Source organism: Mesorhizobium sp. M0077 (assembly GCF_040322955.1).
Lineage (GTDB): Bacteria > Pseudomonadota > Alphaproteobacteria > Rhizobiales > Rhizobiaceae > Mesorhizobium.
In genome coordinates, this window is sequence record NZ_JAMYUL010000012.1 from 40,588 (window position 1) to 66,093 (window position 25,506).

Genomic DNA, 25,506 nt, shown 5'->3' on the forward strand with positions numbered 1-25,506 from the left:
CAATGGACATCGGACTTCTGATCGACGGCGACAAAAGGAATGCCTCCGGCTCAGCCTCTTACGAGCGCATGGACCCGTTCACCGGCAAGCTGGCGACCCGCGCTGCCGCAGCCAGCATCGCCGACGCCAATGCCGCGGTCGAAGCCGCTGCTGCCGCTTTCAAGACGTGGTCGAAGACCGGTCCGGGCGAGCGCCGCGCTTTGCTGTCCAAGGCGGCCGATGTCATGGACTCCAAGGTCGGCGAATTCACCAAGTTGATGATGGAAGAAACCGGCGCGACCGGCCCCTGGGCCGGCTTCAACGTCATGCTCGCCGCCAAAATGCTGCGCGAGGCAGCCGCCATGACGACGCAGATTTCGGGCGAGGTCATTCCCTCCGACAAGCCCGGCACGCTGGCCATGGCGATCCGCCAGCCGGCCGGCGTCTGCCTCGGCATCGCGCCGTGGAATGCGCCGGTCATCCTCGGTACCCGTGCCATCGCCATGCCGATCGCCTGCGGCAACACGGTTGTGCTGAAAGCCTCCGAAATGTGCCCCGGCACACACCGGCTGATCGGCCAGGTGCTGGTCGAGGCGGGCCTGCCCAAGGGCGTCATCAATGTCGTCACCAATGACCCCAAGGACGCAGCGGCAATCGTCGAGGCACTGGTCGCGCACCCTGCAGTCAGGCGTGTCAACTTCACCGGCTCGACCAAGGTCGGCAGAATCATTGCCGAACTCGCCGGCCGTCACTTGAAGCCGGCGCTGCTCGAACTCGGCGGCAAGGCGCCGCTGGTCGTGCTCGACGATGCCGACATCGATGCGGCGGTCAATGCGGCGACCTTCGGCGCCTACATGCATCAGGGCCAGATCTGCATGTCGACCGAGCGTCTGGTCGTTGATGAAAAGGTCGCCGACGAATTCGTCGCCAAGCTCGCCGTCCGCGCGGCGCAGTTGCCGGCCGGCGACCCGCGCGGCCATGTCGTGCTCGGTTCGCTGATCAGCAGCCAGGCCGCCGACAAGATGGAAGAACTGGTTGCCGACGCCGTCGCCAAGGGCGCCAGGCTTGTGGCCGGCGGCAAGCGCACCGGAACCGTGGTCGAGGCGACATTGCTCGACCACGTGACGCCGGCAATGCGCGTCTATTCGGAAGAATCTTTCGGCCCGGTCAAGCCGGTGATCCGCGTCAAGGGCGAGAACGAAGCGGTACGTGTCGCCAACGATACCGAATACGGCCTGTCTTCAGCCGTGTTCAGCCGCGACATCCGCCGTGCCATGGCGGTTGCCGCGCGCATCGAAGCTGGCATCTGCCACATCAATGGCCCGACCGTCGGCGACGAGGCGCAAATGCCGTTCGGCGGCGTCAAGGGTTCAGGCTACGGCCGCTTCGGCGGCAAGGCCTCGATTGCCGAGTTCACCGACCTGCGCTGGCTAACCATCGAGGATCCGGGGCAGCACTATCCGTTTTGACTGCACCTTCTCCGACAGGGGGAGAAGGGAAGGAGCCCTCAGGGCCGGTTGCCTGGCGAGCCAACGGATTCCCGCATCAAAACCCGGCAAGGCTCGAGCCGCGCGATCGGCGGCCCCTCCCGGAGTTGTAAATCGTTTAATGGTGGGTATTTTACCCCTCAAGCACATGCCGCCGGACGGCGGCAAGCGGTTTTGGGGACTACCACAAGTGCAAGCAAGAATACGCGATACGCATCGCGCCGGGGAGGAATCGTTATGCCAAACAAGGCCCTGCCGCTGGTCATCAGCGCGCCGGAACCACGCACGCTCGACCTGATCTTCACCTCACCGCAGCTGGCGCGCCTCAAAGCGCATTACCGCGTCGTCGAGACGACGGCCGAGGGGGTGGCGAACTTGCCCGCCGACGTGCTTGCCGAAGCCCGCTATATTATCGGCCAGCCGCCGATCTCGCCCGAGACCTTGGACCGGATGCAGGCGCTGCGTTGCGTCTTCAATGTCGAGACCAACCTCATCAACAACATGCCCTATGAGACGCTGTTTGCGCGCGGCATCCATGTCGTCACCACCGGCCTCGTCTTCGCCGAGCCGGTGGCCGAGCTTGGCCTCGCCATGGCGCTCAACCTCGCCCGCAACATCGTCGATGCCGACCTCGCCTTCCGCAAAGGCGAAGAGCTGTGGGGCGGCGACGGCAATTTGACGGCGCGGCTTCTGTCCGGCGCCGATGTCGGCATCATCGGCTTCGGCGATCTCGGCCGTGCGCTCAACCGACTGCTGTCGGGTTTTCGCACCCGCACCAAGGTCTTCGATCCCTGGCTGCCGCCATCGATCCTGATCGACAGTGGCGTCGAGCCGGCCTCGCTGGACGAGGTGCTGTCGACCAGCGATTTCGTCTTCGTCGTCGCTTCGGTGACCTCGGAGAACCAGGGTTTCCTCGGCGCTGAGGCCTTTGCAAGTATGCGCAAGGGCGCCGCCTTCATCCTGCTCAGCCGCGCCGGCGTCGTCGACTTCCCTGCCCTGATGGCGGCGGTGAAAAGCGGCCACATCGTCGCCGCCAGCGATGTCTTCCCTGAAGAACCGCTGGCGCAGGACCATCCGGTCCGAACGATCCCCGGCTTCCTGCGCTCCGCCCACCGCGCCGGTGCGCTTGACATCGCCTTCAAGCGCATGGGCGACATGGTGCTGGAGGACATGGACCTGATCGACCGCGGCCTGCCGCCGCTGCGCTCCAAGCGCGCCGAGCGCGAGACGGTAGCAAGGATGCGTTCGAAGCCGGCGGACAGGAACTAGTTGTCGCGATAAATCCGCCTGAGATGGATTTCGCAGTTGGGCTAAACCCCTTTGTCATCGCCGCTCAGGATGACCGGGAACCTTCGACCGGTATTGGCGTTTTTCAGCCGGATCGCTCCCATTCGATCCAGACCCTACTATCGATGCCCCGCCAGGCCTAGCCGGCGGGCTATTGATTTGAAAGCAATCGGGCTGTGGGAGGCCTGGCCTACTCCAAGGAGGCTCGTCACGATTCGCGTCGGTGGCGGGCCTTTTTATTCACTCCGAGCAAAGCCGGAGCCGGCCTGCCCGCCTCGCTCTATCCGGCAGCAACGCCGGCTGGCGAGCGATTGGCCAGCACCAGCCCGACCTCGCCGACAACCTGCTCGACGCGCTTCAGGATGGGTTCGGCCCGCAGCACGCCGTCGGAAAAGTCCTTGTCCGTGGCATAGACCCCTGTCGGCAGCGTCAGCGCCTCGAAGAAGCCGAACAACGGCCGCAACTGGTGCTCGACGATCAACGCGTGGCGATCGTTGCCGCCGGTGGCAAGCAGCACCATCGGCTTGCCGCGCAAGGCGGCGGGATCGAACAGATCGAAGAAGTGCTTGAACAGGCCGGTGTAGCTGCCCTTGTAGGTCGGCGACCCCACCACCAGCACATCGGCATTGACGACGCCGTCGAAGATTGCCCGTGCCTGGCCGTCGAGATCGCGCGCCCATTTGGCAGCGCCGAGCGACGGGCCGAGGTCTTCGATGTCATAGGTGCTCGCCGACAGGCCATGCTGGCGCGCAATATCCCTGACAACCTGGTCGACAAAACCACGCGTCTTGGACGGCCTGGTGAAATTGCCGGAAAACCCGATGACGGTTGGATTGGGCATATTTCTCTCACCTCTCGCGGCGGGGTTTCATACCGCATATTTACAGGCTTGCGCCTGCCGCAAGAAGCAAGGATAGGCCCTCCAGCGCCATTGCCGGGGATTTTTTTTCCGTTTGCCCGCTCGTCTCAGGCCGCGAGAAGCCGGCCATAGGATTCCAGATAGAAGCCGGTTGACCTGGCGCAGGTCCGCACCGCCTCCCTGGCAGCAACCATTTCCTGCCAGCGTAGCAGGCGCTCGCATTCGGCCGGCATGGCAAAGCCCAGATATTTCTCAAGCACGCACAGCTGTTCGAACCAGGGATAGAAGGCGACGTCGGCGGCGCTGAATTCCGAGCCCAGCAAAAACCGTTCGTCCGCCCCTCGCCTCGCAAAGGCATGCTGTTCCACAAAGCGCAGGGCGTCGGCAAGCTGGGCCTTGATCCGCTCATGAACCATAGCGTCGGAACTGTGCATCATGGTTGCCGTCCTGGCGTAAAGCTGCGTGTCGGCGAAGCTGATCCAGATGCGCGCCTCAGCGCGGGCATGAGCATCCCTGGGGAAAATCGGCCGTTCGGGGAATGCATCATCGAGATATTCGCAGATGATCGCCGACTCCCTGACATATTGCCCCTGATGGCGCAGCAGCGGCACCTTTCCCGTCGGCGTGAGTTTCAGGAACCACGCCGGCTTGTTGCGCAGATCGATTTCGATTTCCGTCGCCTGCAGGCCTTTCTCGGCAAGGGCGAGCCTGACACGGTGCGCATAGGGACAAAGCTGCGCGACAAAAAGCTCGATTGGCGGCATGAATAACTCCTGAGTTTCGTTATCGCCGACAAGCGGCCTGTCGGGCATAGCTAGGTCCAGTAAGGCCGGCGCGCTATTCGACAGCGTCTAGATTGATTTATCGATCGTCTGTTTCTGGAGCGAAGCGTGGATCTCCTGGCTACCCTCATGCGCGAATTGCACTTCGCAGCCGCCGGGTACCGGCGCCTCGAACTGGCCGCGCCCTGGGCGATCTCGTTCAGCCAGGCTGGACTTCGCGGCATTCACGTCGTCATCAAGGGGCGATGCGAGGCGGTGTTCGGTGAGGAAGATGTCGAGCCTCTCGATGCCGGCGACCTGATCATTGCACCGCGCGCCGATCCGCATGTGCTGCGGTCGCCCGGCGCGCTCAAAAGCGCGAACGTCCCCGCCGCCGAACTGGCGACCCAAACCGCAGCCGGGCGTATTCGCAGCGGCGGCGAAGGCGAAAAGACCGTCATCCTGTGCGGCGCCTTCGCCTTTCGCGACGCCGACCATCCGGCACTTGCCGGCCTGCCGCGCATCGTTCACATCCGGGGATCGAATGGCCGTCTGCCCAAATGGCTGCGTGGCTATGTCGAGGCCTTGCTGGTGGAAGCGACCGACGAAGGTCCCGGCAGCGACGTGGTCATGGCTCGCCTGTCTGGGGCCATCGTCACGCGCGCCTTGCGCTCCGGTCTGGAAAGCATGGACAATCCAGGTTGGCTGAGGGGATTGCAGGACCCCGCGATCGCCAGAGCGCTCGCGACCCTGCATGAAGCCTATGGCCACGGCTGGACGATCGAGACCCTGGCACGCGCGGTCGGGCTCTCCAGGGCAACCTTTGCCGCCCGCTTTCGCGATCTCGTCGGCGAAGCGCCCATGGCCTATCTCTTCGGCTGCCGCATGCGGCAGGCTAGCCGGCTGCTGCACGAGGGCAAGAGCCTGGGCCAAGTCGCCGAGGCGGTCGGCTACAGCTCGGAAGCCGCCTTCTCCACCGCCTTCAGGCGCCACGCCGGCGTCTCGCCCGGCCAATTCAGGAAACGGAAGGATCTGTAAGGCAGAGCGATATTGGCGGCGGCCGCGCCTCGCGCTAGGGCTTTGCCAGCACTATGTCTGATCATATCCCGACGCGGTTCGCCGCCGCTTTGCCCAGGAGATGCTTCGTGCCCAAAGGTTCTGACCTGCTTGTTGCCGCCCTCGAGAATGAGGGCGTCGATCGCATCTTCGGCATTCCCGGCGAAGAAAACCTGGACGTCGTCGAATCCATCCGCAAATCCTCGATCCAGCTCATCCTCACCCGTCATGAGCAGGCGGCGGCGTTCATGGCCGCCACCCATGGCAGGCTCACCGGCAAGCCAGGTGTGTGCATCACCACGCTGGGACCCGGCGCCCTGAACCTGACGACGGGTGCCGCCTATGCGCTGCTCGGCGCCATGCCGATGATCATGATCACCGGGCAGAAGGGCATCCGGTCGTCGCGCCAGGCCCGCTTCCAGATCGTCGACATCGTCGCCGCGATGAAGCCGCTGACCAAGCTGTCACGCCAGATCATCTCGGCGAAGACCATTCCCGCCGTGGTGCGCGAAGCGTTTCGGATTGCCGAAGAGGAGCGTCCGGGACCGGTGCATCTGGAACTGCCCGAAGACATCGCGGCCGAGGAGTGCGACGATGTCGCGCTGATCCCGCCGCATCCGGTCGAGCTTCCGCTGGCCAGCCCGCTTGCGCTCGACCGCGCCGCCGAGATGATCATCAAGGCGCAGCGTCCTCTGGCGATGCTGGGCGCCGCCGCATCGCGGCCGCGCTCGACGTCCGACCTCGCCCAGTTCGTGATCAGGACCGGCATTCCCTATTTCACCACGCAGATGGGCAAGGGCACGGTGCCCGGCGGCACCGAACTCTACATGGGCACCGCCGCGCTCTCCGAGCGCGACTATGTGCATGAGGCCATCGAACAGGCCGACCTCATCATCACTATCGGCCACGACACGATCGAGAAGCCGCCCTTCATTATGGGCGACAAGGGACCGAAGGTGATCCATGTCGGTTACCAGCCGGCCAATGTCGAGCAGGTCTATTTCCCGCAGACCGAAGTGGTCGGCGACATCGGCGCTTCGCTCAGGCTGCTTGCCGACCGCCTCGAGGGCAAGATCCCCAACGCGCAGGCGCTACTGCCGCTGCGCGAAGGGATTTTGAGCCGCATTGCCACCCGCGCCACCGAAGACCGTTTCACGCCGCAGCGCTTGGTGCACGATGTGCGCGCGGTGATGCCGGCCGATGGCATCTTGGCGCTCGACAACGGCATGTACAAGATCTGGTTTGCGCGCAATTACCGCACGCGCGTCGCCAACACTTTGCTGCTCGACAACGCCCTGGCCACGATGGGCGCCGGCCTGCCCTCGGCGATGACGGCCGCGATGCTCTATCCCGGCCGCCGCGTCATGGCGATCTGCGGCGATGGCGGCTTCATGATGAACAGCCAGGAACTGGAAACCGCCGTCAGGCTGAAGCTTAACCTCGTCGTGCTGATCATCGAGGACAATGCTTTCGGCATGATCCGCTGGAAGCAGGCGGTCGACCAGTTCCCCGATTTCGGCATGACCTTCGGCAATCCCGATTTCGTCAGATATGCCGAGGCCTATGGCGCCAAGGGAACCAGGGTCGACGCCGTCTCAGAAATACAATCGACGCTTGAACAGGCTTTTGCCGGCGGTGGCGTCCATCTCGTCGTCGTTCCGATCGACTATTCGGAGAACGAGCGCGTGCTGGTCGAGGAACTGCGCCACCGGTTGCCGGCGCCACCGGAGGCCTGACGGTGGAGTAGATACCGCCGCAGCAGCGCTCAGGCGGCCCGGACCTTGGCGCTCCCACGCGCCCAGGTCGGCAGCCAGTCGCCATGTGTCGCCAGCAACTCATCGACCAGCGCCCAGATCTGGTCGAGATCGAGTTCGGCCGCCGTATGCGGGTCCATCATCGCCGAGTGGTAGATGTGCTCGCGGTTTTCGGTCATCAGCGCCTGCACCGTCAGTTCCTGCACATTGATGTTGGTGCGTATCAACGCGGTGAGTTGCGGCGGCAGCTCGCCAATATAGGTCGGCTGGATGCCGGAGCCGTCGACCAGGCACGGCACCTCGGCGGCGCAATTGTCCGGCAGCGAGGTGATGCAGCCATTGTTGCGGACATTGCCGTAGATCACCGAAGGCTCCCCGGTCCACACCGAGTTCATGATCGAGGACGCGTATTCCTTCGATTGCTCGACCTCGATGCGGTCGGCCGAGCGATAGGCCTCGGCCTGGCCCTTCCAGCGCTCGATCTGTTCGATGCAGCGCTTGGGATATTCGTCGAGCGGAATGCCGAACTTCTCGATCAGGTCGGGGCGGCCTTCCTTGATGAAATAGGGCGTGTATTCGGCGAAATGCTCGGAGCTTTCGGTGACGAAATAGCCGAGACGCGTCAGCATCTCGTAGCGCACCTTGTTGGGGCACCGCGGGTTCCAGCCCGGCTTCGGCGCCCTGCCCTCGCGATAGGCGCGGACCAGGTCCGGATAGAGGTTGCGGTAAGAGCCATCCGGCTGCCGGTGCTCGAACTTCAGGTAGAAGGCCATGTGGTTGATGCCGGCCGAGCGGTAGCGTATCTCCTCGTAGGGAATGTCGAGATCGTGCGCCAGTTCCATCGCCGTGCCCTGCACCGAATGGCAGAGGCCGACCTGTTTGATGTCAGGAAATTTCTCTGAAATCGCCCAGGTGTTGATCGCCATCGGGTTGACGTATTGCAGCATGATCGCGTCGGGGCAGACGGCCAGCATGTCCTCGCAGATCTTCCACAGATGCGGCACGGTCCGGAGGCCGCGCATGATGCCGCCGACGCCGAGCGTGTCGGCAATGGTCTGGCGCAGGCCGTATTTCTTCGGCACCTCGAAATCGGTGACGGTGCAGGGCTCAAAGCCGCCGATCTGGAAGGCGACGACCACGAAGTCGGCACCGGCGAGCGCCTTGCGCTGGTCGGAATAGGTCTCGGCCTTCGCCTTCACGCCCAGCGTCGCGATCAGCTTGTTGACGACGATGGCGCTCTCTTCCAGCCGCTGCGGATTGATGTCCATCAGCGCGATCGTCGCGCCTGACAGCGATGGGCGCTGCAGCACGTCGCCGACAATGTTCTTCATGAACACGGTCGAACCCGCGCCAATGAAGGTGATCCTGGGATGTCTTGCCACTATTAAACCTCCGGCACTTTGCTACGCCACGTCGAAGGCGGCCCTGACGAGCCGTTCGGTGTAGGCGGTCTTGGGATGGGTGAGGACCTCGTCGACGGGCCCCTGTTCGACGATCTTGCCGTTCTGCATGACGATGACGCGATGGCAGAGCGCGCGCACCACCTTGAGGTCGTGCGAAATGAAGAGATAACTAAGGCCGCGTTCGTCCTGCAGCTTGCGCAACAAGTCGATGATCTGCGCCTGCACCGAAAGGTCGAGCGCCGATGTCGGTTCGTCGAGCAGGATGAATTCGGGCTCCAGCGCGATGGCTCGGGCAATGGCGATGCGCTGCCGCTGGCCGCCGGAAAATTCGTGCGGGAACCGCGACAGGATATCGCCGGGCATGCCGGCGCTGACCAGGGCGTCGCGAACCCGATCGACCCGCTCGCGCCGTGTCGCGCCGATCCTGTTGACGACCAGCCCTTCCTCGATGATCTGGCCGATCGTCATGCGCGGGTTGAGCGAGGAGAACGGATCCTGGAAGACGACCTGCATGCGCGAGCGCAGCGGCCGCATCCCGGCGCGCGACAGGCCGTGGATCGGCTGGCCGTCGAAGCTGACCTCGCCGCGCTTGGCCTCGGTGAGCCTGAGCAAGGCGAGACCGAAGGTGGTCTTGCCGGAGCCGGATTCGCCGACCAGCCCCAGTGTCTCGTGGCGGCAAAGCTTCAGGCCGAGATCGTCGACGGCGACCAGCTCGCGCCAGTCCGGCTTCAGGAAGCTGCCATGGCGTAGCATGAAGCAGACGCGCATATCGCGGGCCTCGAGGATGGTGCCGCTGTTTTCCGGCAGCGGCTGCGGCTTGCCGTGCGGCTCTGAAGCGAGCAGCCGCTTGGTATAGGCATGCTGCGGGTCGGCGAACAGCCGCTCGGTGACGTTGTGCTCGCACATCTCGCCATGCTGCATGACATAGACATAGTCGGAGAATTTTCGCACCACGGTGAGGTCGTGGGTGATCAGGATGACCGCCATCCTGAGTTCTTTTTGCAGATTGCGGATCAAATTGAGGATCTGTGCTTGCACCGTGACGTCGAGCGCTGTCGTTGGCTCGTCGGCGATCAGCACATCGGGGTCGTTGGCGAGCGCCATGGCGATCATCACGCGCTGGCGCTGCCCGCCCGACATCTGGTGCGGATACTGCTTGATGCGCGCTTCCGGCTCGGGGATCTGGACATGCCGCAAAAGCTCGAGCGCCCGCGCCCAGGCTTGCTTGCGGCTGACCTTTCGATGCACTCTGATCGCCTCGACGATCTGACTGCCGACCGTATAGATCGGGTTGAGCGAGCTCATCGGCTCCTGGAAGATCATCGAGATGCGATTGCCGCGCAACTTGCGCCGGGCGCTCTCGGGGAATTTCAGTATGTCCTGCCCGCAATAGTCGATGGTGGATTTCGGCGACACGGTGGCCCGCTTTGACAAGAGCCCCATGACGGCGCGCGCCGTCACCGACTTGCCGGAACCGGACTCGCCGACGATGGCGATCGTCTCCCCGCGATAGAGCTGGAACGAGACATCCTTCACCGCGTCGACGACGCCGTGCTCGACCTTGAAGGCGACCTCGATGTTGCGGGCATCGATGATGGGTTGGTCGTGGCGGCCGGCATGGTCGAGCCGGACGGCTGGTGCGAAGGTGGCTGCGAGCGCTACGGTCATCCCGGCCACCTCAATAGGGATCGACGGCATCGCGCAGGCCGTCGCCCAGCGCGTTGAAGGCAAAGACGGTGATCAGCACGAAGCCGACCGGCGACAGGATCCACGGATAGGTGCCGATGACCGAATAGGTAGCCGTGTCCTGCAGCATCAGCCCCCATGAGATCAGCGGCGGTTTCACGGCGAAGCCGAGGAAGCCGAGAAAGGCTTCGAGCAGTACCACCGTCGGGATCGCGATCGTCACGGCGACGATGACGTGGCTCATCACATTGGGGAAAATGTGCTGCATGATGATACGCATGTCGGTGGCGCCAACCGCCATGGCAGCGCGCACATAGTCGATCCGCGCCAGCGCCAGCGTCTTGCCGCGCACCTCGCGCGACATCTGCGCCCAGCCCAGCGCCGACATGACGATGATGACGAAGGCGAGGAAGACGTTGGTCGGCGCGGTCACCGGGATCAGCGTCGTCAGCGCAAGATAGAGCGGCAATTGCGGGAAGGCGAGCACCAGCTCGACAAAGCGCTGCATCCAGACGTCGAAGCGGCCGCCGAAATAGCCCGAGACCATGCCGACTGTGGTGCCGATGACGGTGATGATGAACACCACCGTCAGCGCGATCATCAGCGAGACGCGCGAGCCCTGGATGGCGCGCGACAACACATCGCGGCCGAATTTGTCGGTGCCGAGAAAATGCACCGGCTGGCCGTCGGCCGAAGCGAAGAAATGCCGGTTGGCGGGGATCAGGCCAAGCAGCCGGTAGTCGGCGCCCTTGACGAAGAAGCCGAGCAGGCGCGGATGCTCGTAATCCGGCCCGACGACCGGCTGGAAGGTGACCGGGTCGAGGTCTGCAGAATCCGCCAGCGCATAGACCCGCGGCTGGAGCACGAAATTCCCGTCTCTGTCGTGAAAACTCATCACTTGCGGCGGGGCGAAAGCGACATCGGTCACCTTGGGGTCCATCGGCGCGAAGAAATCGGCGAACAGCGCCATCAGCACCAGAAGCACGACAAGGATCAGCCCGGCCATGCCGGTCCAGGAGCGCCTCAGCCGGCGCCAGACCAGCGCCATATAGCTCTCATTGCCGCGTGGGGTCGCAATCGCGGTTGCTTCAGCCGGGGGCGGCGGCGGGGATGGGTCACGCGCCAGCATCTAGCTCTCCCTGAACTGGCGTACGCGCGGATCGAGCAGCGCGAGCAGCATGTCGGCGATGATGTTGCCGACGATCAGCGTTGCCGACAGCACCATCATGAAGGTCGCCGTGACATAAACGTCGCCGACCGCCATCGAGCCGACGATGGCGGGCCCGACCGTCGGCAGCGCAAAGATGATCGCCGTCTCGATCTCGCCGGTCAGCATGTAGGGCAGCACCACGCCCTGATACATGATGAGCGGGTGCAGTGCGTTGGGCACGGCATGGCGCATGACGACGGCGCTGCCGGTCAGGCCCTTGGCCTTGGCCGTCTCGACATATTGCGCGTTCAGCGTATCGAGCAGATTGCCGCGCATGACGCGCATATTGTAGGCGAGCCCGCCGAAGGTGGCGATCGCCACCACCGGCCAGACATGCTTGACGAGGTCGGCGAATTTCGCCCACGACCACGGCGCGCCGCCATATTGCGGCGAGAAGAAGCTGCCGATCTCCGACACGTTGAACTGGAAGACCAGGAGATAGACGATGATCAGCGCCATCAGGAAGCGCGGCACCGTCATGCCGAGGAAGGAGATGGCCGACAGCACCGAGGCGATCCATGTGTATTGCCTGGTCGCCGCCCAGATGCCGAAGGTGATGCCGAGCACCGACGCCAGCAGATGGCAGACCAATGCCAGCAGCAGCGTGCGCGGCAGCCGCTCGCCGACCACTGCGGCGACCGGCTTGTTGTAATAGAGGCTGTAGCCGAAATCGCCGCGGGTGATGATGCCGGCGACCCAGTTCAGGTACTGGACGGGCAGCGGTTTATCGAGGCCGTGCTCGACCCGATAGGCCTGCGCCTGCGCGTCGGCTTCGGCAAAAGACGCCCCGCCCTGGTTGATGAGCTGCGAACGGATATAGTCGGCATAGTCGCCCGGCGGCGCCTGGATGATGGCAAAGGTGACCAGGCTCAGGATGACCATGACCGGCACCGCCGATGCTATGCGCATGGCCAGGAATCGCAGCATCGGACCGTTTCTCCTCCTTGGATCTAATCTGTTGCCGCTGACCTTACTCCGTCCCGGCCGCGCGCGCAGCGCGGCCGGGCGTCAGCCAGGGGAGGAAACTCAGTTCGTCGGACCCTTGTCGCCGGGCTTGCCGGGAAGCTGGTCGGGAAAGAGTTCGTATTTCTGCTGCTTGTCGGCGGCGACGAAGACGCGTTCGCGCACGATCGAATCCTCGGCCCAGTTGAACATGAAGATCGGCGTTCCCTGCGGGATGTTGGAGAAGCGCTTGTTGATGATCAGGGCGCCGGGATATTCGGTCAGTCCAATATTGTAGACATGCTCCGTCGAGATCTTCTGGAACGTCTTCATCAGGCTGGCGCGCTCGTCATTGTCTGACGAGGAGACGAACTTGTTGACGATGTCGACAAGCTCCTTTTCGAACGGCATCAGGTCGACCACGCCGCTTTCGGGCGCGCGGTGATCCCAGCTGGTCTTGGGTCCGACGGGCGCGAGTTGCACGGTATTCTGCACGACGGAAGTCAGCTCCTGCTCGTTGCGCCTGATCAGCCAGTCGAAGCGGCCGGAATATTGCGAGGCATCACGCTGGGTGCCGTTGAGGCCGTTGAGCACGACCCTGATGCCAAGCTTTTCCATCTGGCCGACGACGCCTTCGGCGAGGCTCTTGTCAGTGCCGTAGTCATTGTTGACCAGCATCACGATCTCGACATTCTTGCCGCCGGCGGTCCCGGCCGGGAAGTTCACGAAGCCGTCGCCATCCGTATCCTTGAGACCAGCCTTGGCCAGTTCCGCCTTGGCGCCCTCGATGTCGAAGGGATAGTAGACGGTCGAGTTGCGGTCATAGAAGCTGGTGCCCGAGGAAAAGCCACCGGGGTAGATGGCGGTGAACGGCCCCTTGACCAGCGAGTCGCCGAGCGCCTTGCGGTCGAGCGCCATGGTGATGCCCTTGCGGAAGTCCTCATTGCGGTTGAGCTCGCGGATCGCCTGGCCGCGTTCGTCGGGATTGCCCCAGCCATTGGCGGAAAAATTCATGCGCAGATTGTAGCCGATCAGGCGCGGGCCAAAGGCGAGCCGGGCCGGCGCGTCCTTGTCCGCCGCTCGCTTCAGCGAAGCGACGAAATTCTCCGGCTGCTCGAGGTTGGAGAAGTCGGCGGCCCCTGCCACCGCCTGCACGTCGCGGTCGGCCCAGGTCGACAGCTTGTAGTGCAGTTCGTTGAGATAGGGCAGCTGGTTGCCCTTCTCGTCGACCTTCCAGTAGTAGGGATTGCGGCGCAAGACGATGATGTCGTCAGGCCTATACCCCACCGGCACCCAGGCGCCCATCACCGGAATGTTCATATATTCCGGCGGGAACGCGTTCTTGAACTGCTCGTAGGTATTCTTCGAGTACTTCGGATGCTGCGGCTTGAGGATATGCGCTGGGCCGGGGCAGAAGGTGCCATAGGCCATGGCGTAGAGATACTGTTTGGGGAAAGCGTCCTTGAAGGTCCACTCGACGGTGTAATCGTCGACCTTCTTCAGCGTCGTGCCGACACCGAAGGTTTCCGCTGTGGCGCCGTTCAACGGCGAGACATTGGGGTCGACGACCTCATCGTCCCAGTAGAACATGACATCGTCGGCATTGAAGGCAACGCCGTCAGACCATTTGGCGCCTTCGACCAGGTGCATGGTCAGCGTGTGGCCATCCTTCGACCAGTCCCAGCTCCTGGCGAGGTTGGGCAGCGGCTCGGTGTCCTTGGCCTCGACCTGGAACAAAGGCGCGGTGCGCGTCAGGCATTCCGAAAGGCCGATGTCGATGCCGCCCCATCCTTGGGTCTGGCCGGCGCCATAATTCCAGCCTTCCGGCCGGCCGCCAATGACGTGGCGCATGGTGTCGCCATAAACGCCGATGCCGTCCGGCATGTTGCCGGTCTTGAACACCAGCGGCTCCTTCGGCAGGCGATCCTTGACCGGCGGCAGCTTGCCAGTCTTGACGTATTTCTCGGTGACCCACTCGGGCTCGTGATATTCGGGCAGCGCCTTGAACTCCAGGATGGAATCGCGGGCGACGTATTTGATCTTGCCCTCGGCGGGAAACGCCGCCGGCGCCGGCGGCGTGGTCGGCTCGGACGCGTATGCACTGCCAAGCGCCGATGCCGAGACGCTCAGCGCCAGCCCGGCGAGAATGCCAATTCTTCGCCCGGCGAGAATGCCAATTCCACGAAAGTTCCTCATTGTGTTCCTCCCAGATGTTTCGACGTCTGCTGCTGCTCGCATCTATTCATGACGGCTGATTGGCGAACCGGCCTCCCGCTGTCCGCCTGCCAGCATTCTCAGCCGGCCTGTTTCAGAGCCGTTTTTTCGGCGCGCAGTTCCTCGATCGAGCGCACTTTGCGCCGCGCCGCACCCGCCCAGTCGCGGGTTTTCACCATCGATTTCGAAAGCCGCTCCTTGGCGGCCGGCACGGCATCGGCGTATTGCGGCAGCCAACGCGCCTGGGCGACGACCATCTCGTCGACCATCTGCCAGACCTCTTCCGGCGTCGACACCGCACCCACCAGCGGATCGTGCAGCACCGCGAGCTTGAGCAGGTCAATGTCGCCCGTAACAGCCGCATGCACCGACATGCGCTGAACGTTGATCGAAGCCATGCAGGTGGCCGCGCAGGCTTCCAGCAGCGTGATGCCTGACGCCATGTTGATGCCGAAGCGATCGACGAAACCGGGTGATTCGATGATCGCGTCCTGCGGCAGATTGGTGATGATGCCGGTGTTCTTGACGTTGAAGTGGCCGCGATAGACGCGGTTCGTCTCCAGCGCTTCGAGAATATGGCTGGCATGCTCGTTCGAGCGCTTCGATACGTCGAGCGGCTTCGACGCCGCTTCGAGGAATTGCGGATATTCCGTCTCGAACCAGTTGCGGGTTTCCGTGGAGTAGCGAAGATAGCCGCCGGTCTCGCCATGGATCCAGTCGGACATGTCGATCCAGCGGGTGATTTCGTCCGGCCGCTTGCGATACCAGGGCAGATATTCGGAGAGATGACCGTTGCTTTCGGTGGAGTAGACGCCGAAGCGCTTCAGCACGTCGATGCGCAGCTTTTCCTGCTGCGAATAGACCGGATGCGCCTCGAAGGCAGCCACCAGTTCGTCCTTGCCGATCTTGCGGCCGTTGAGCCGCAAATCGATGAACCAGGTCTGGTGGTTGATACCGGAGCAGACATAATCGAGTTCGCTGTGCGACTTGGCGCCGAGCACTTCGGCGATCTGTTCGGCGCCGTGCTGGACACCGTGGCAGAGGCCGACCGTATCGACCTTGCCATATTCGATCGCCGCCCAGGTGTTCATCGCCATCGGGTTGGCATAGTTGAGGAATTTGGCGCCTGGCTCGGCGACCTCCAATATGTCCTTGCAGAAGTCGAGGATGACCGGGATGTTGCGCTGGCCGTAGAGGATGCCCCCGGCGCAAATCGTGTCACCGACGCACTGGTCGATGCCGTATTTCAAGGGAATGCGGATATCGTCGGCATAGGCTTCGAGCCCGCCCACCCGCACGCAGCTGATGACGTAGCGCGCGCCTTCGAGCGCCTTGCGGCGGTCGGTCGTCGCCGTCACCCTGGTCGGCAGCTTGTTGGCCTCGACGATGCGGTCGAGGATCGCCTTGATCATTTGCAGATTGTGTTCGCTGAGATCGGTCAGCGCGAATTCGATGTCGCTGAATTCCGGGACGCACAAAATGTCGGTGAACAGCTTCTTGGTGAAGCCGACGCTGCCCGCGCCGATAATAGCGATTTTGAAACTCATCACCTTCACCTCGATCCATTCGAATGCCGGGTAAGGAGCAACAGGAAAGGGAATGGCGGCCCGCCTTGGCGCGCATGCCATTCGAGCCGGAATTCCGGCTCGTTCTCCTCCCCGCCCGCTCCTCGACCGCGGGTCTTTCGCGTTCTCAGGATTTGGATTATGCCGTTATTCCAGGGCGCGGCCAGAGAACGATTATGCTTTCGAGGGTAATTTTGTGCTGCATGATCTGATCGCCAACGGACAGTTGATGCGCACCATTTCGCTGCCGCGCGGCCGCCAGCGCCTGCATGCCATGCCGACCAGCACCGGCTATGAAGTACGCGAGGGCGTGACTTACGACTGGGATGGGCGCAAGCGCGGCCAGACGCCGTTCACCGTGCTGCAGCACACGATCAGCGGCACCGGCCAGCTGCGCTACGAGAACCGCAACTACCGCCTGCAGGCCAACGACACGCTGCTGGTGCTGGTGCCACACAACCATCGCTACTGGCTGGAGAAGGGCGACCGCTGGGAATATTTCTGGATCTCGATGAATGGCGAGGAGGCGCTGCGCGTCCACAAATCCATACTCAGCGTCTCCGGCCCGGTGTTTCGGCTGCAGCCGGAGACGATCGATCATCTCGCCGATTGCAGCCTGCGCCTGATCAAGGGCGGCGCTTCGCCTGGCGCTGCTTCGGCAATCGCCTATGAGGCGGCGATGGCGCTTTACGACGATGTCTTCGGCTCGCACGCCTTCACTGAGAAACAGAGCGTCATGCAGCCGGTCATCGATCATATCAACGCCAATCTCGACAAGCCCTTGCCCGTGGCCGAGCTCGTCCAGATCAGCGGCCTCAGCCGCGCCCATTTCTCGCGCTGCTTCGCCGAGAGCGAAGGCGTTCCGCCGGCCGAGTTCGTGCTGCAGCAGCGGCTGCAGCGGGCGGCGAAGCTGCTAACCAAAGCCGATTTCCTGCCGGTCAAGGAGGTCGCCATCCTGTGCGGCTTCGAGGACGCCAACTATTTCTCGAAAGTCTTCCGCCGGCTCTACGGCATCAACCCGACGCAGTTCCGCACCACCGGCATGTATGCCAGCCTGGGCAGCCTTCGATAGGATTACCCGATGCGGTTGCCGCTTGCGGGATCGAACAGATGCAGCGCCGCCGGATCGGCAGACAGCCGCACCTTATCGCCAGGCCGGATAGTGCTGCGTCCCATGACGAAGACACAAACCAGCTGGTTGGCGAGCCGGACATAGAACTGCGTCGACAGGCCGAGCGGCTCGACCACCTCGACCTCTGCCCTGAGCGGACCATCGTCGGCAAGCTGGATGTGCTCCGGCCGTAGCCCGACGGTGAGCACATCGCCATCCTTCAATGGCAAGCCATCAGGCAATCTCAGCTTCTGGCCGTCGGCCAGCACCGCGTCCACCTTGCCGCCATTGGCCACTGTCGCCGGAAAAAAGTTCATGCCGGGCGAGCCGATGAAGCCGGCGACGAAGGTGTTGATCGGCCGATCGTAGAGTTCGAGCGGATGGCCGACCTGCTGGACGTAACCGTCATGCATGACGACGATGCGGTCGGCCATAGTCATGGCTTCGATCTGGTCGTGGGTGACATAGACTGATGTGGTCTTGAGCTGCTGGTGCAGCGCCTTGATCTCGGCGCGCATATGCACGCGCAATTTGGCGTCGAGATTGCTGAGCGGTTCGTCGAACAGGAACACTTTGGGATCACGCACGATGGCCCGGCCCATGGCCACGCGCTGGCGTTGGCCGCCGGACAGTTGCCTGGGCAGACGTCCGAGGAAACTGTCGAGGCCGAGCCGCTTTGCTGCCGCCCCTACCCTGCCGTCGATCCTCGTCTTCTCCGCCTTCTTCAACAGCAGGCTGAAGCCCATATTCGACGACACGTCCATGTGCGGATAGAGCGCGTAGGACTGGAACACCATGGCAATATCGCGGTCCTTCGGCGCGACATCGTTGACCAGCCGATCGCCGATATGGATCTCGCCGCCCGACACCTCCTCCAGCCCGGCAATCATGCGCAAAAGGGTCGACTTGCCACAGCCGGACGGGCCGACCAGCACGACGAACTCGCCATCGGCGATCTCGAGGTCGACGCCGTGCAGGATGCGCAGCGAACCGTAGTCCTTCTCGACGTTTTGCAGCGTGACGGAAGCCATCGATTATCCTTTGACCGCGCCGGCGGTGAGGCCGGTGACGAGATAGCGTTGCAGGAAGGCGAAGAAGATACAGACCGGGATCAGCGCCAGGATCGACGCCGCCATCATCTGCCCCCAGTCGACGGCGAACTTGCCGATATAGGTGAGCAGGCCGACGGCAAACGTCTTCTGGTCGTCGCTGGAAATGAGCATCAGCGCGAACAGCAATTCGCTCCAGGCGGCGGTGAAGACGAAGCCAAGCGTGGCGCCCATGCCGGGCAAGGTCAGCGGCACGATCACCTTGCGCATCGCCTGCGCCCGCGTGCAGCCGTCGATCATCGCCGCTTCCTCCAGATCCTTCGGAATGCCGTCGAAGAAGGACTGCATCAGGAAGGTGGCGAAGGCGGTGTTGAAGGCCGTGTAGATGATGATCAGACCGACCAGGCTGTTGGTCAGGCCAAGCTCGCCCATGACGCGGTAGATCGGCGGAATGACCATCACCAGCGGAAAGGTTTGCGTGAGCAAAAGCATGATCGCCAGGGTCGCCTTGCCGCGAAAGGTGAAGCGCGACATGGCGTAACCGGCGAGGGTGGCGATGACCGTGACGAGCGCCGCGGTCGACACCGAGACGATGACGCTGTTGAGGAAATAGCGGGGGAAGTCAGAGGCTTCCAGGACAGTGATGAAGTTGCGGAAGGTCGTCTGCGACGGCCACAGCGTGATGCCCTCGGAATAGAGCAGCCGCTCCGGCGTCACCGAAATCTTCAGCGTCCAGAAGATCGGGAACAGGGCGAAGATCATATAGGCGGCAATCGCCGCGTAGAGGCCGACGCCGCTGAAGATGCGCGAGGAGGTAGAGCGTCCGGCAATCATCAGACGTGCCTCACCAGCAACCGGCGGATGGCGATCAGCGCGATCGCATAGGCGATGAGCAGTACCAGTAGCAGCACCGCCACCGCGGAGGCATAGCCCTTGTCCAGCGACTTGAAGGCGCTGACATAGATGTAGACCGGCACCGTGCTGGTCGAGCCGGCCGGCCCGCCCTCGGTCATGACGAAGATCAGATCGGCGAAGGTCGCGATCCAGATCGTACGCAGCATGACGGTGATGACGATGGTCGGCGCTAGGAACGGCAGCGTCACCTTGGTGAAGCGCTGCCAAGGCGAAGCGCCGTCGATTGCGGCCGCCTCATGCAGTTCCGACGGGATCGACTTCAGCGCCGCCAGCAGCGTGATGGCGAAGAACGGAATGCCGAACCAGATGTTGGCGATGATCGGCCCCCACATGGCGGTCGCCGGATCGGACAGCACATTGGTCGGCTCGGCCTTCAGCCCGAGCGTGAAGAGCCAATGCGGCAGTGGTCCGATGATCGGATTGAACAGCCACGCCCAGGTCAGGCCCGACAGGAAAGATGGCACCGCCCAGGGCAGGAACACCACCGCCTGCACGAACTTGCGCCCGACAAACGGTTTGTCGAGCAGCAACGCCAGACCCAGGCCGAGGAAGAACTGGAAGAACAGGCTGGCGACGGTCCACCACAGCGTGTTGACCAGCGCCTGCCCCAGCACCTGGTCGGTCAGCATCACCTGATACTGGCCTAGACCGACATATTCGGATTTGAAGGCGGAGAACTTCCGGAACGAATAGCTGATGCCGATGATCAGCGGCACCAGCAGCACCACGACCAGCAGAACGATCGCCGGGCTGAGATAAAGCCAGGGCTCGATTGCTGCATGCGTCAGCCGCTTCTTTCGCGGCCGGCCGGCGGATCGTATTTCGGACACGGCATAAGTCATTAGCGCTCAACAATCATGGGTGGGTGCCGACAGCGGCAACAGCACCCTTCTCCCCGTTCACGGGGAGAAGATGCCGGCAGGCAGATGAGGGGCGGCGCCAGCCTTGGGGTGCTCGCGCTGCCCCTCATCCGGGCCTGTCTGTGCATGTCGTTGTCCCAAAACCGCTACGCACTTTTGGGCGACATGCATTCGGGCCACCTTCTCACCGTAAACGGGGAGAAGGTGGAAGAACTACTTCTTGTTCTTGGCCAGCCAGTCCTGCTGTTCCTTGGTCAGGAACGCGGCCCATTGATCGGCAACGTCCTTGGCCGACTTCTGGCCGAGCAGCACTTCCTGGAAATTCTTGATCGCCACCTGGTCGACGAAATTGCCGAGGTTCTCCAGATGTGTCGGCGGCGTCACCATTTCATATTTGGAAGTGTCGCTGAGTTCGGTGAACCAGCCTTTGAACTGCTCGGTCTTGAAGTGGGCATCCTGGTCGGCGCCATTGTGGATCGGCACGACGCCGACTTCCTTGGCCCATTCGAGATTGTCCTTGGGCGACAACAGCGTCGCCATCAGCTTCCAGGCATCGTCCTTGTGCTGCGAATTGGCGAACATCGCCCAGCCGGCATAGCCCAGCGTCGGATAGGATTTGCCGCTTGGCCCCACAGGCAGCGGCGCCACGGCAAAATCGTCGGCACTCATCTTGTCGGCAATGCCGATCAGCGCATCCGGATCCTGGTTGAGCATGGCGCAGGTGCCGGAATAGAAGCCGGTGACGGTCTCGTTAAAGCCCCAACTCACCGCATCCTTGGGCGCCAGCCCGTCCTTGTACATGTCGGCCAGCATCTGCAGGCCCTTGACCGAGCCCTCCTCGTTGATGGTCGAGGTGCCGTCCTCGTTGAAGTAGCCGCCCTTGCCAGCGGCGATGTTCATGAACATGTGCATGCCGTTGAAGGCGCCCGGCCCACCGCGCAAGCAATAGCCGTACTTGCCTGGAATGGCGGAGATCTTCTTGGAGTCGGCGATGAAGTCGTCGAGTGTCGCCGGCGGGCCGTCGAGACCGGCCTCCTTGAACAGCTTCTTGTTCCAGAACAGCGCATTCACATAGTAGCCGTACGGGATCATGAACTGGGTGTTGTTGACGGTCGAGCCGAACTGCTTGGCGCGGTCGCCGAGCGTTTTGGCATCATCCCATTTGGCCATGTAGGGACCGAGATCCTCGAGCTGGCCGTTGGTGGCGTAGAGGCCCATCCAGCGCTCCGGCATCTCGACGATGTCGGGCGTATCGCCGGCCTGCACCATGGTGAGGAATTTCTCGAAGGCCTGACCCCAGGGCAGCGAGACCACCTCGACCTTGACGCCGGCATTGGCGGCCTCGAACTCGGCGATCTGCTTCTTCAGGAATTCGGTGCGCTGCGGGCTGGTGATGACCTCGACCAGCTTGAGGGTGGTGTCGGCCAATGCGCCGCTGGCGGACATCGCCAGGCCGGCAGCGGTGGCAAGCATGATGCTCAGTCTTTTCATGTTCAGAACTCCCATTTTGAACCCAGTCATTTTTTTGCTTTGTCGAAGGCCTGGCCGATGTCGGCCCAGAGGTCTTCGACGCTTTCCAATCCGACATTGAAGCGGATGGTTCGGGGGCTGACGCCGAAGCGCGCCATCGAATTGAGACCCGGCGTCTGCTCGAGCGAGGCCTTTGCCGGCACGACCAGGCTTTCATGACCACCCCAGCTGACGCCGATGCGGAAAAATTTCAGCGCATCGACGAAAGCGGGAATGTCGACATCCTCCGTCACCTCGAAGGAGAACAGCCCGGCATAGCCGGCAAGCGTCTTCTTGCCGGGATGGTTGGAATAGGCGGGATGATTGACCCGCTCGACCTTGTCATGCGCCTTCAAGCGCTCGGCGATGATGAGCCCGCTCTTCATGTGATGCGGCAGTCTCAGCGGCAGCGTGCGCAGGCCGCGCAACAGCAGCCAGCCCTCGAAGGGCGACAGCTTTGCGCCAAGCTGCGAGTAGGTCTGGTCGTTGATGTGCTTGATATGGGCGGCCGAGCCCGCCACCACACCGGCGACGGTATCGCTGTGGCCGCCGAGATATTTCGAGGCCGAGTGCAGCACCAGATCGACGCCGTGCAGGATCGGCTTCTGGAACACCGGCGTCGCCCAGGAATTGTCGATTGTGGTGACGATGCCCTGCTCTTTCGCCAGCCGCGTCAGATGTTCGAGATCCTGCAGCTCGAACATCATCGAGGTCGGGCTTTCCAGGTAGAGCAGTTTCGCACCGGGAAGTGCCGCGGCCACCGCATCCGGATCGGAGCCGTCGACATAGTCCACCTTGATATGCAGGCGCGGAAACAGCCGCTCGAACAGTCGGTAGGCGTCGCCATAGCAATTGCGCACCGCAAGGATGCGTTCGCCTGCGCCGACGAAAGCCAGCAACGTCGCGCTGATCGCAGCCATGCCGCTCGAAAAACCACGTGCGGCTTCAGCACCTTCAAGCGCTGCGACGCGCGACTCGAATTCCATCACCGTCGGATTGTCGCCGCGCGAATAGATCGGCTGTTTCCTGCGCCCGGCAAAGGTGTCGGCCATGTCGGCATAGCTGGCGAAGGTGAACAGCGAGGTCTGGTAGATCGGCGGCACCACCGCATTGCCGGGGAACGGGTCGTCATGCGCCAGAAGCGTCGCCGCCTCGGCGAGATAGTCGCTGCCGGAAATGCCTGGGTCGAAGCTGTGCTCGTTCATGTGCGGACCGAAAGTTTGAGGTTGGCGGCGCCGCGCTTCAAATCGTCCTCGACCGTGGCGATCAGCTTCAGCGCTTCGGCCCGGGCGCCTTCCGGATCGTGCGCGGCGATGCAGTCGAACATGGTGCGGTGGTAGGGAAAGCTTGCGTGGCCGAAATCGCGCACGCCGAGCGGATGTTCCCAGAAGCGGTGGAACAGTTCGTGCATGGCGGCGATAATCTGCTCGAACAGCGGATTGCCGCAGGCGCGGTAGATCGCCTGATGGAATTCCCAGTCCTCTTCCGACGACATGCCGGCGCGGCTGAGAAACTCTTCCTCCATGATGTCGAGCTTGCGCTCGATCTCGGCGAGGTCGTCCTTGTCGGCACGAATGGCGCAAAGGGCGGCGGCTTCCGCTTCCAGCGCGCGGCGGATTTCCAGCGTGCGCATCAGACCGGTGAAATCATTGCCGCCGGCAAGCGTCAGCGGCATGTGCAGCATGTCGAGCGAGACGGCGGCCTTGAGATAGGTGCCCGAGCCCTGCCGGCGCTCGACCAGACCAAGCCCTTCCCAGCGCGTCAGCGCCTCGCGCACCGTGTTGCGGCTGACCTTCAGACGCTCAGCGAGGATGCGTTCGGTCGGCAGCCTCTCACCGGGTTCCAGCTTCTCGCGCATGACGAAGCCGGCCAACGCCTTCAGCACCGCGTCGTCGCGGGCCGTCGTCTGGATCGGCGGAAGGGTGAATTCGGTCACCGGGGCTACTACCGAAGTGGCTCAATGGTCCAACCAATTTCTGCACAGACGAAGGGACCTGTCAACAGTGGAAACGCAGCAAGGCCGAAGGGCCAGGGGATGCACCTTCGGCCTTGCTGCTTCAGCCGTGGACGCGCGCCGGCGCAGCGGCGGCGCGAGCCTCGCGCCAGCGAGCGAAGATTGCCTCGCGAACCCGCCTCGAACCAGAGAGGCGCTTTTTTGCCTGCGCCAGCACCGCAGGCGACGCCTCGGCGGGCGTGCCGGACCGAAAGGGAGGAGCCGGGGCGTATTCGAGCGAGAGCTGCACGATCTCGGCCTCCTCCTGTCCAAGCAGCCTCGCAACCAGCGCCAGGCCGAAGTCGATCCCCGAAGTGACGCCGCCGGCGGTGATGAGCTTGCCGTCTTCGACGATACGCTCGTCGACCGGGATCGCTCCGAACTCCTCAAGGAAATCATGCGCATACCAGTGCGTGGTCGCGCGCTTGCCCCTCAGCAGTCCGGCCGCCCCAAGCACCAGGGCACCGCTGCAAACGGAGGTGATGTAGCGCACCTGCCCCGCGCGCTCCCACACGAAATCGAGGACTGTCTGGTCCTCCAGCAGCGCGTTGACCCCGCCCCCGCCAGGAATGCACAGCACGTCGAGGGGCCGGCAATCGTCAAAGGTCGCGGTTGGCGTCAGCGAGAGGCGCGTCGATGACGTCACCGGGTTGCGATCCTTCCAGATCAGTTCCACCTCGGCATCCTTGGCCGACGCCAGGACTTCGTATGGGCCGGTGAGGTCGAGTTGTTGGACGTCGGGGAATACGAGGATGCCGAAACGAAGGGGCATGGAAATCTCCGTGGGTTGACTTCCGGCAATCTACGGCATCATGGTGTGGCACGATTGCCATTCATCCCTCGCTTCGGGCCAAACCAATGCGCCGTATCGAAGTACTTGCCTATCCCGACATCCAGCTCCTCGACGTCAGCGGACCGCTGCAGGTCTTTGCCAGCGCCAATGATTTCAAAAGGCAGGCCGGCGAACCGGCTCCTTACGAGGTCGTGGTCGTCGCCGCCTCACCGCGCATCCGGACATCGGCCGGTCTCGTGCTGGAGGCAGCAGTGCTGCCAACCCACGGAGGTAAGATCGACACGCTGCTTGTCCCCGGAGGATGGGGCGTCAACGCGGCCTGCGACGATCCCGTGCTGGTCCAGTGGATCGCCGGTCGCTCGCGCGATGCCACCCGAACCGCTTCCGTCTGCAGCGGCGCCATGCTGCTGGCGACGGCTGGCCTGCTCGACGGCCGCCGCGCGGTGACCCATTGGGGACGCTGCGCGGAGTTCGCCCGGCGCTTTCCCGCGGTCCGACTCGAACCCGATCCGATCTTCATCCGCGACGGCAATGTCTGGACATCCGCCGGCGTAACGGCGGGGATCGATCTCGCCCTCTCCCTCGTCGAGGCCGACCTTGGCCGGCACACGGCGCTCGGCGTGGCGCGCGAGTTGGTGGTCTTCCTGAAACGTCCCGGTGGCCAGGCGCAATTCAGCCAGACCCTCAAGCTGCAGCAAGGCGACGGGCGCTTCGACCGGCTGCATGGCTGGATCCTCGAAAATCTGTCCGGTGACCTGTCGCTCACGCAGTTGGCCGACCACGCCAATATGAGCCCGCGCAGCTTCTCGCGGCGCTATCGCGAGGCCACCGGCCGGACACCTGCCCGCGCGATCGAGGAGATCCGGATCGAGGCGGCGCGGCGGATGCTGGAGCGGGGCCAGCCCGTCAACCAGACGGCCCGCCGCTGCGGTTTCGGCTCGGAAGAAACCATGCGGCGCGGCTTTCTGCGCGTGCTGGGCACCAATCCGCGCGCCTATCGCGAGCGTTTCTGATCGCGACTGCTTGCTCCATTAGGCCGGCGGTCGATGCGGTAGAAATAGAGCCTCTCCAGC

Annotated in this window: 21 protein-coding genes; 6 read left to right on the forward strand and 15 right to left on the reverse strand. The window is 63.3% G+C overall.

Annotated elements, in window-relative coordinates; genetic code table 11:
- Window positions 1–2: 2 nt before the first annotated feature.
- Together NKJ57_RS21990 and NKJ57_RS21995 are read left to right on the forward strand one after the other, a co-directional pair.
- Complete coding sequence (locus NKJ57_RS21990) at window positions 3–1,448, forward strand: aldehyde dehydrogenase (RefSeq protein ID WP_352512542.1); 1,446 nt, start codon at window positions 3–5, stop codon at window positions 1,446–1,448.
- Window positions 1,449–1,703: 255 nt separating this feature from the next.
- Window positions 1,704–2,735, forward strand: a complete 1,032-nt coding sequence (locus tag NKJ57_RS21995) for a hydroxyacid dehydrogenase (protein WP_352512541.1) — start codon at window positions 1,704–1,706, stop codon at window positions 2,733–2,735.
- 298 nt (window positions 2,736–3,033) lie between these two features.
- Here the strand turns inward: NKJ57_RS21995 and msuE are convergent, their stop codons facing one another.
- Both msuE and NKJ57_RS22005 read right to left on the reverse strand, forming a co-directional pair.
- The gene (msuE, locus tag NKJ57_RS22000; protein ID WP_352512540.1) at window positions 3,034–3,594 is read right to left on the reverse strand and encodes an FMN reductase; all 561 of its coding nucleotides are present in this window, start codon (window positions 3,592–3,594) and stop codon (window positions 3,034–3,036) included.
- Between the two features lie 125 nt (window positions 3,595–3,719).
- Window positions 3,720–4,376: a glutathione S-transferase family protein gene (locus NKJ57_RS22005; RefSeq protein WP_023691347.1), complete on the reverse strand. Its 657-nt coding sequence runs from the start codon at window positions 4,374–4,376 to the stop codon at window positions 3,720–3,722.
- A gap of 126 nt (window positions 4,377–4,502) precedes the next feature.
- Between NKJ57_RS22005 and NKJ57_RS22010 the strand changes: the two genes are divergently transcribed.
- Both NKJ57_RS22010 and NKJ57_RS22015 read left to right on the forward strand, forming a co-directional pair.
- Entirely contained in the window at window positions 4,503–5,411 is a 909-nt protein-coding gene (locus tag NKJ57_RS22010; RefSeq protein WP_196813859.1) for an AraC family transcriptional regulator, read from the forward strand.
- A gap of 107 nt (window positions 5,412–5,518) precedes the next feature.
- The gene (locus NKJ57_RS22015) at window positions 5,519–7,165 is read left to right on the forward strand and encodes an acetolactate synthase large subunit (protein WP_352512538.1); all 1,647 of its coding nucleotides are present in this window, start codon (window positions 5,519–5,521) and stop codon (window positions 7,163–7,165) included.
- A 29-nt stretch (window positions 7,166–7,194) separates the two neighbouring features.
- Here NKJ57_RS22015 and NKJ57_RS22020 read toward each other — a convergent pair whose 3' ends face one another.
- The 6 genes from NKJ57_RS22020 to NKJ57_RS22045 form a co-directional block, all read right to left on the reverse strand.
- Window positions 7,195–8,565, reverse strand: coding sequence for an alpha-glucosidase/alpha-galactosidase (locus NKJ57_RS22020; RefSeq protein WP_352512537.1), 1,371 nt, complete (start codon window positions 8,563–8,565; stop codon window positions 7,195–7,197).
- A 21-nt stretch (window positions 8,566–8,586) separates the two neighbouring features.
- Complete coding sequence (locus tag NKJ57_RS22025) at window positions 8,587–10,254, reverse strand: ABC transporter ATP-binding protein (protein ID WP_352512536.1); 1,668 nt, start codon at window positions 10,252–10,254, stop codon at window positions 8,587–8,589.
- Between the two features lie 10 nt (window positions 10,255–10,264).
- Complete coding sequence (locus NKJ57_RS22030) at window positions 10,265–11,401, reverse strand: ABC transporter permease (protein ID WP_023687914.1); 1,137 nt, start codon at window positions 11,399–11,401, stop codon at window positions 10,265–10,267.
- Window positions 11,402–12,409, reverse strand: a complete 1,008-nt coding sequence (locus tag NKJ57_RS22035) for an ABC transporter permease (protein WP_352512535.1) — start codon at window positions 12,407–12,409, stop codon at window positions 11,402–11,404. It lies immediately after the preceding gene.
- 99 nt (window positions 12,410–12,508) lie between these two features.
- Complete coding sequence (locus NKJ57_RS22040) at window positions 12,509–14,620, reverse strand: ABC transporter substrate-binding protein (RefSeq protein WP_352512534.1); 2,112 nt, start codon at window positions 14,618–14,620, stop codon at window positions 12,509–12,511.
- A gap of 98 nt (window positions 14,621–14,718) precedes the next feature.
- Window positions 14,719–16,185, reverse strand: a complete 1,467-nt coding sequence (locus tag NKJ57_RS22045; protein ID WP_352512533.1) for an alpha-glucosidase/alpha-galactosidase — start codon at window positions 16,183–16,185, stop codon at window positions 14,719–14,721.
- A 247-nt stretch (window positions 16,186–16,432) separates the two neighbouring features.
- Here NKJ57_RS22045 and NKJ57_RS22050 point away from each other — a divergent pair, with 247 nt between their 5' ends.
- Window positions 16,433–17,275 carry an AraC family ligand binding domain-containing protein gene (locus NKJ57_RS22050; RefSeq protein WP_081725414.1) on the forward strand — a complete coding sequence of 281 codons (843 nt, stop codon included), beginning with the start codon at window positions 16,433–16,435 and terminating at the stop codon, window positions 17,273–17,275.
- A 2-nt stretch (window positions 17,276–17,277) separates the two neighbouring features.
- Here the strand turns inward: NKJ57_RS22050 and NKJ57_RS22055 are convergent, their stop codons facing one another.
- From NKJ57_RS22055 to NKJ57_RS22085, 7 genes are all read right to left on the reverse strand, one after another.
- Entirely contained in the window at window positions 17,278–18,345 is a 1,068-nt protein-coding gene (locus NKJ57_RS22055) for an ABC transporter ATP-binding protein (protein ID WP_352512531.1), read from the reverse strand.
- A 3-nt stretch (window positions 18,346–18,348) separates the two neighbouring features.
- Window positions 18,349–19,197 (reverse strand): carbohydrate ABC transporter permease, encoded by an 849-nt coding sequence (locus NKJ57_RS22060; RefSeq protein WP_023691354.1) that lies wholly within the window; start codon window positions 19,195–19,197, stop codon window positions 18,349–18,351.
- Window positions 19,197–20,120: a carbohydrate ABC transporter permease gene (locus NKJ57_RS22065; RefSeq protein ID WP_352512530.1), complete on the reverse strand. Its 924-nt coding sequence runs from the start codon at window positions 20,118–20,120 to the stop codon at window positions 19,197–19,199. Before NKJ57_RS22065 ends, NKJ57_RS22060 begins: the two co-directional genes overlap by 1 nt.
- Before the next feature lie 231 nt (window positions 20,121–20,351).
- Complete coding sequence (locus NKJ57_RS22070; protein WP_023685297.1) at window positions 20,352–21,629, reverse strand: ABC transporter substrate-binding protein; 1,278 nt, start codon at window positions 21,627–21,629, stop codon at window positions 20,352–20,354.
- Between the two features lie 26 nt (window positions 21,630–21,655).
- Window positions 21,656–22,852, reverse strand: a complete 1,197-nt coding sequence (locus NKJ57_RS22075; RefSeq protein ID WP_023712132.1) for a PLP-dependent transferase — start codon at window positions 22,850–22,852, stop codon at window positions 21,656–21,658.
- A complete protein-coding gene (locus tag NKJ57_RS22080) occupies window positions 22,849–23,583 on the reverse strand; it encodes a FadR/GntR family transcriptional regulator (RefSeq protein WP_352512529.1) in 735 nt (244 codons plus the stop codon). The genes NKJ57_RS22075 and NKJ57_RS22080 overlap by 4 nt, the downstream gene beginning before the upstream one ends.
- A 121-nt stretch (window positions 23,584–23,704) precedes the next feature.
- Window positions 23,705–24,412: a DJ-1/PfpI family protein gene (locus NKJ57_RS22085; protein ID WP_352512528.1), complete on the reverse strand. Its 708-nt coding sequence runs from the start codon at window positions 24,410–24,412 to the stop codon at window positions 23,705–23,707.
- Between the two features lie 86 nt (window positions 24,413–24,498).
- On the opposite strand from NKJ57_RS22085, the gene NKJ57_RS22090 reads away from it, so the two are divergent.
- Window positions 24,499–25,446 carry a GlxA family transcriptional regulator gene (locus tag NKJ57_RS22090; protein WP_352512527.1) on the forward strand — a complete coding sequence of 316 codons (948 nt, stop codon included), beginning with the start codon at window positions 24,499–24,501 and terminating at the stop codon, window positions 25,444–25,446.
- Window positions 25,447–25,506: the final 60 nt, after the last annotated feature.

Excerpts from the sequence above, each read along its gene's own strand:
- NKJ57_RS21990 (WP_352512542.1), top strand. The coding sequence starts at position 3 with ATGGACATCGGACTTCTGATCGACGGCGACAAAAGGAATGCCTCCGGC.
- NKJ57_RS21995 (WP_352512541.1), top strand. The coding sequence starts at position 1,704 with ATGCCAAACAAGGCCCTGCCGCTGGTCATCAGCGCGCCGGAACCACGC.
- msuE (WP_352512540.1), bottom strand. The coding sequence starts at position 3,594 with ATGCCCAATCCAACCGTCATCGGGTTTTCCGGCAATTTCACCAGGCCG.
- NKJ57_RS22005 (WP_023691347.1), bottom strand. The coding sequence starts at position 4,376 with ATGCCGCCAATCGAGCTTTTTGTCGCGCAGCTTTGTCCCTATGCGCAC.
- NKJ57_RS22025 (WP_352512536.1), bottom strand. The coding sequence starts at position 10,254 with ATGACCGTAGCGCTCGCAGCCACCTTCGCACCAGCCGTCCGGCTCGAC.
- NKJ57_RS22030 (WP_023687914.1), bottom strand. The coding sequence starts at position 11,401 with ATGCTGGCGCGTGACCCATCCCCGCCGCCGCCCCCGGCTGAAGCAACC.
- NKJ57_RS22035 (WP_352512535.1), bottom strand. The coding sequence starts at position 12,409 with ATGCTGCGATTCCTGGCCATGCGCATAGCATCGGCGGTGCCGGTCATG.
- NKJ57_RS22040 (WP_352512534.1), bottom strand. The coding sequence starts at position 14,620 with ATGAGGAACTTTCGTGGAATTGGCATTCTCGCCGGGCGAAGAATTGGC.
- NKJ57_RS22045 (WP_352512533.1), bottom strand. The coding sequence starts at position 16,185 with ATGAGTTTCAAAATCGCTATTATCGGCGCGGGCAGCGTCGGCTTCACC.
- NKJ57_RS22050 (WP_081725414.1), top strand. The coding sequence starts at position 16,433 with ATGCGCACCATTTCGCTGCCGCGCGGCCGCCAGCGCCTGCATGCCATG.
- NKJ57_RS22055 (WP_352512531.1), bottom strand. The coding sequence starts at position 18,345 with ATGGCTTCCGTCACGCTGCAAAACGTCGAGAAGGACTACGGTTCGCTG.
- NKJ57_RS22060 (WP_023691354.1), bottom strand. The coding sequence starts at position 19,197 with ATGATTGCCGGACGCTCTACCTCCTCGCGCATCTTCAGCGGCGTCGGC.
- NKJ57_RS22065 (WP_352512530.1), bottom strand. The coding sequence starts at position 20,120 with ATGACTTATGCCGTGTCCGAAATACGATCCGCCGGCCGGCCGCGAAAG.
- NKJ57_RS22070 (WP_023685297.1), bottom strand. The coding sequence starts at position 21,629 with ATGAAAAGACTGAGCATCATGCTTGCCACCGCTGCCGGCCTGGCGATG.
- NKJ57_RS22075 (WP_023712132.1), bottom strand. The coding sequence starts at position 22,852 with ATGAACGAGCACAGCTTCGACCCAGGCATTTCCGGCAGCGACTATCTC.
- NKJ57_RS22085 (WP_352512528.1), bottom strand. The coding sequence starts at position 24,412 with ATGCCCCTTCGTTTCGGCATCCTCGTATTCCCCGACGTCCAACAACTC.
- NKJ57_RS22090 (WP_352512527.1), top strand. The coding sequence starts at position 24,499 with ATGCGCCGTATCGAAGTACTTGCCTATCCCGACATCCAGCTCCTCGAC.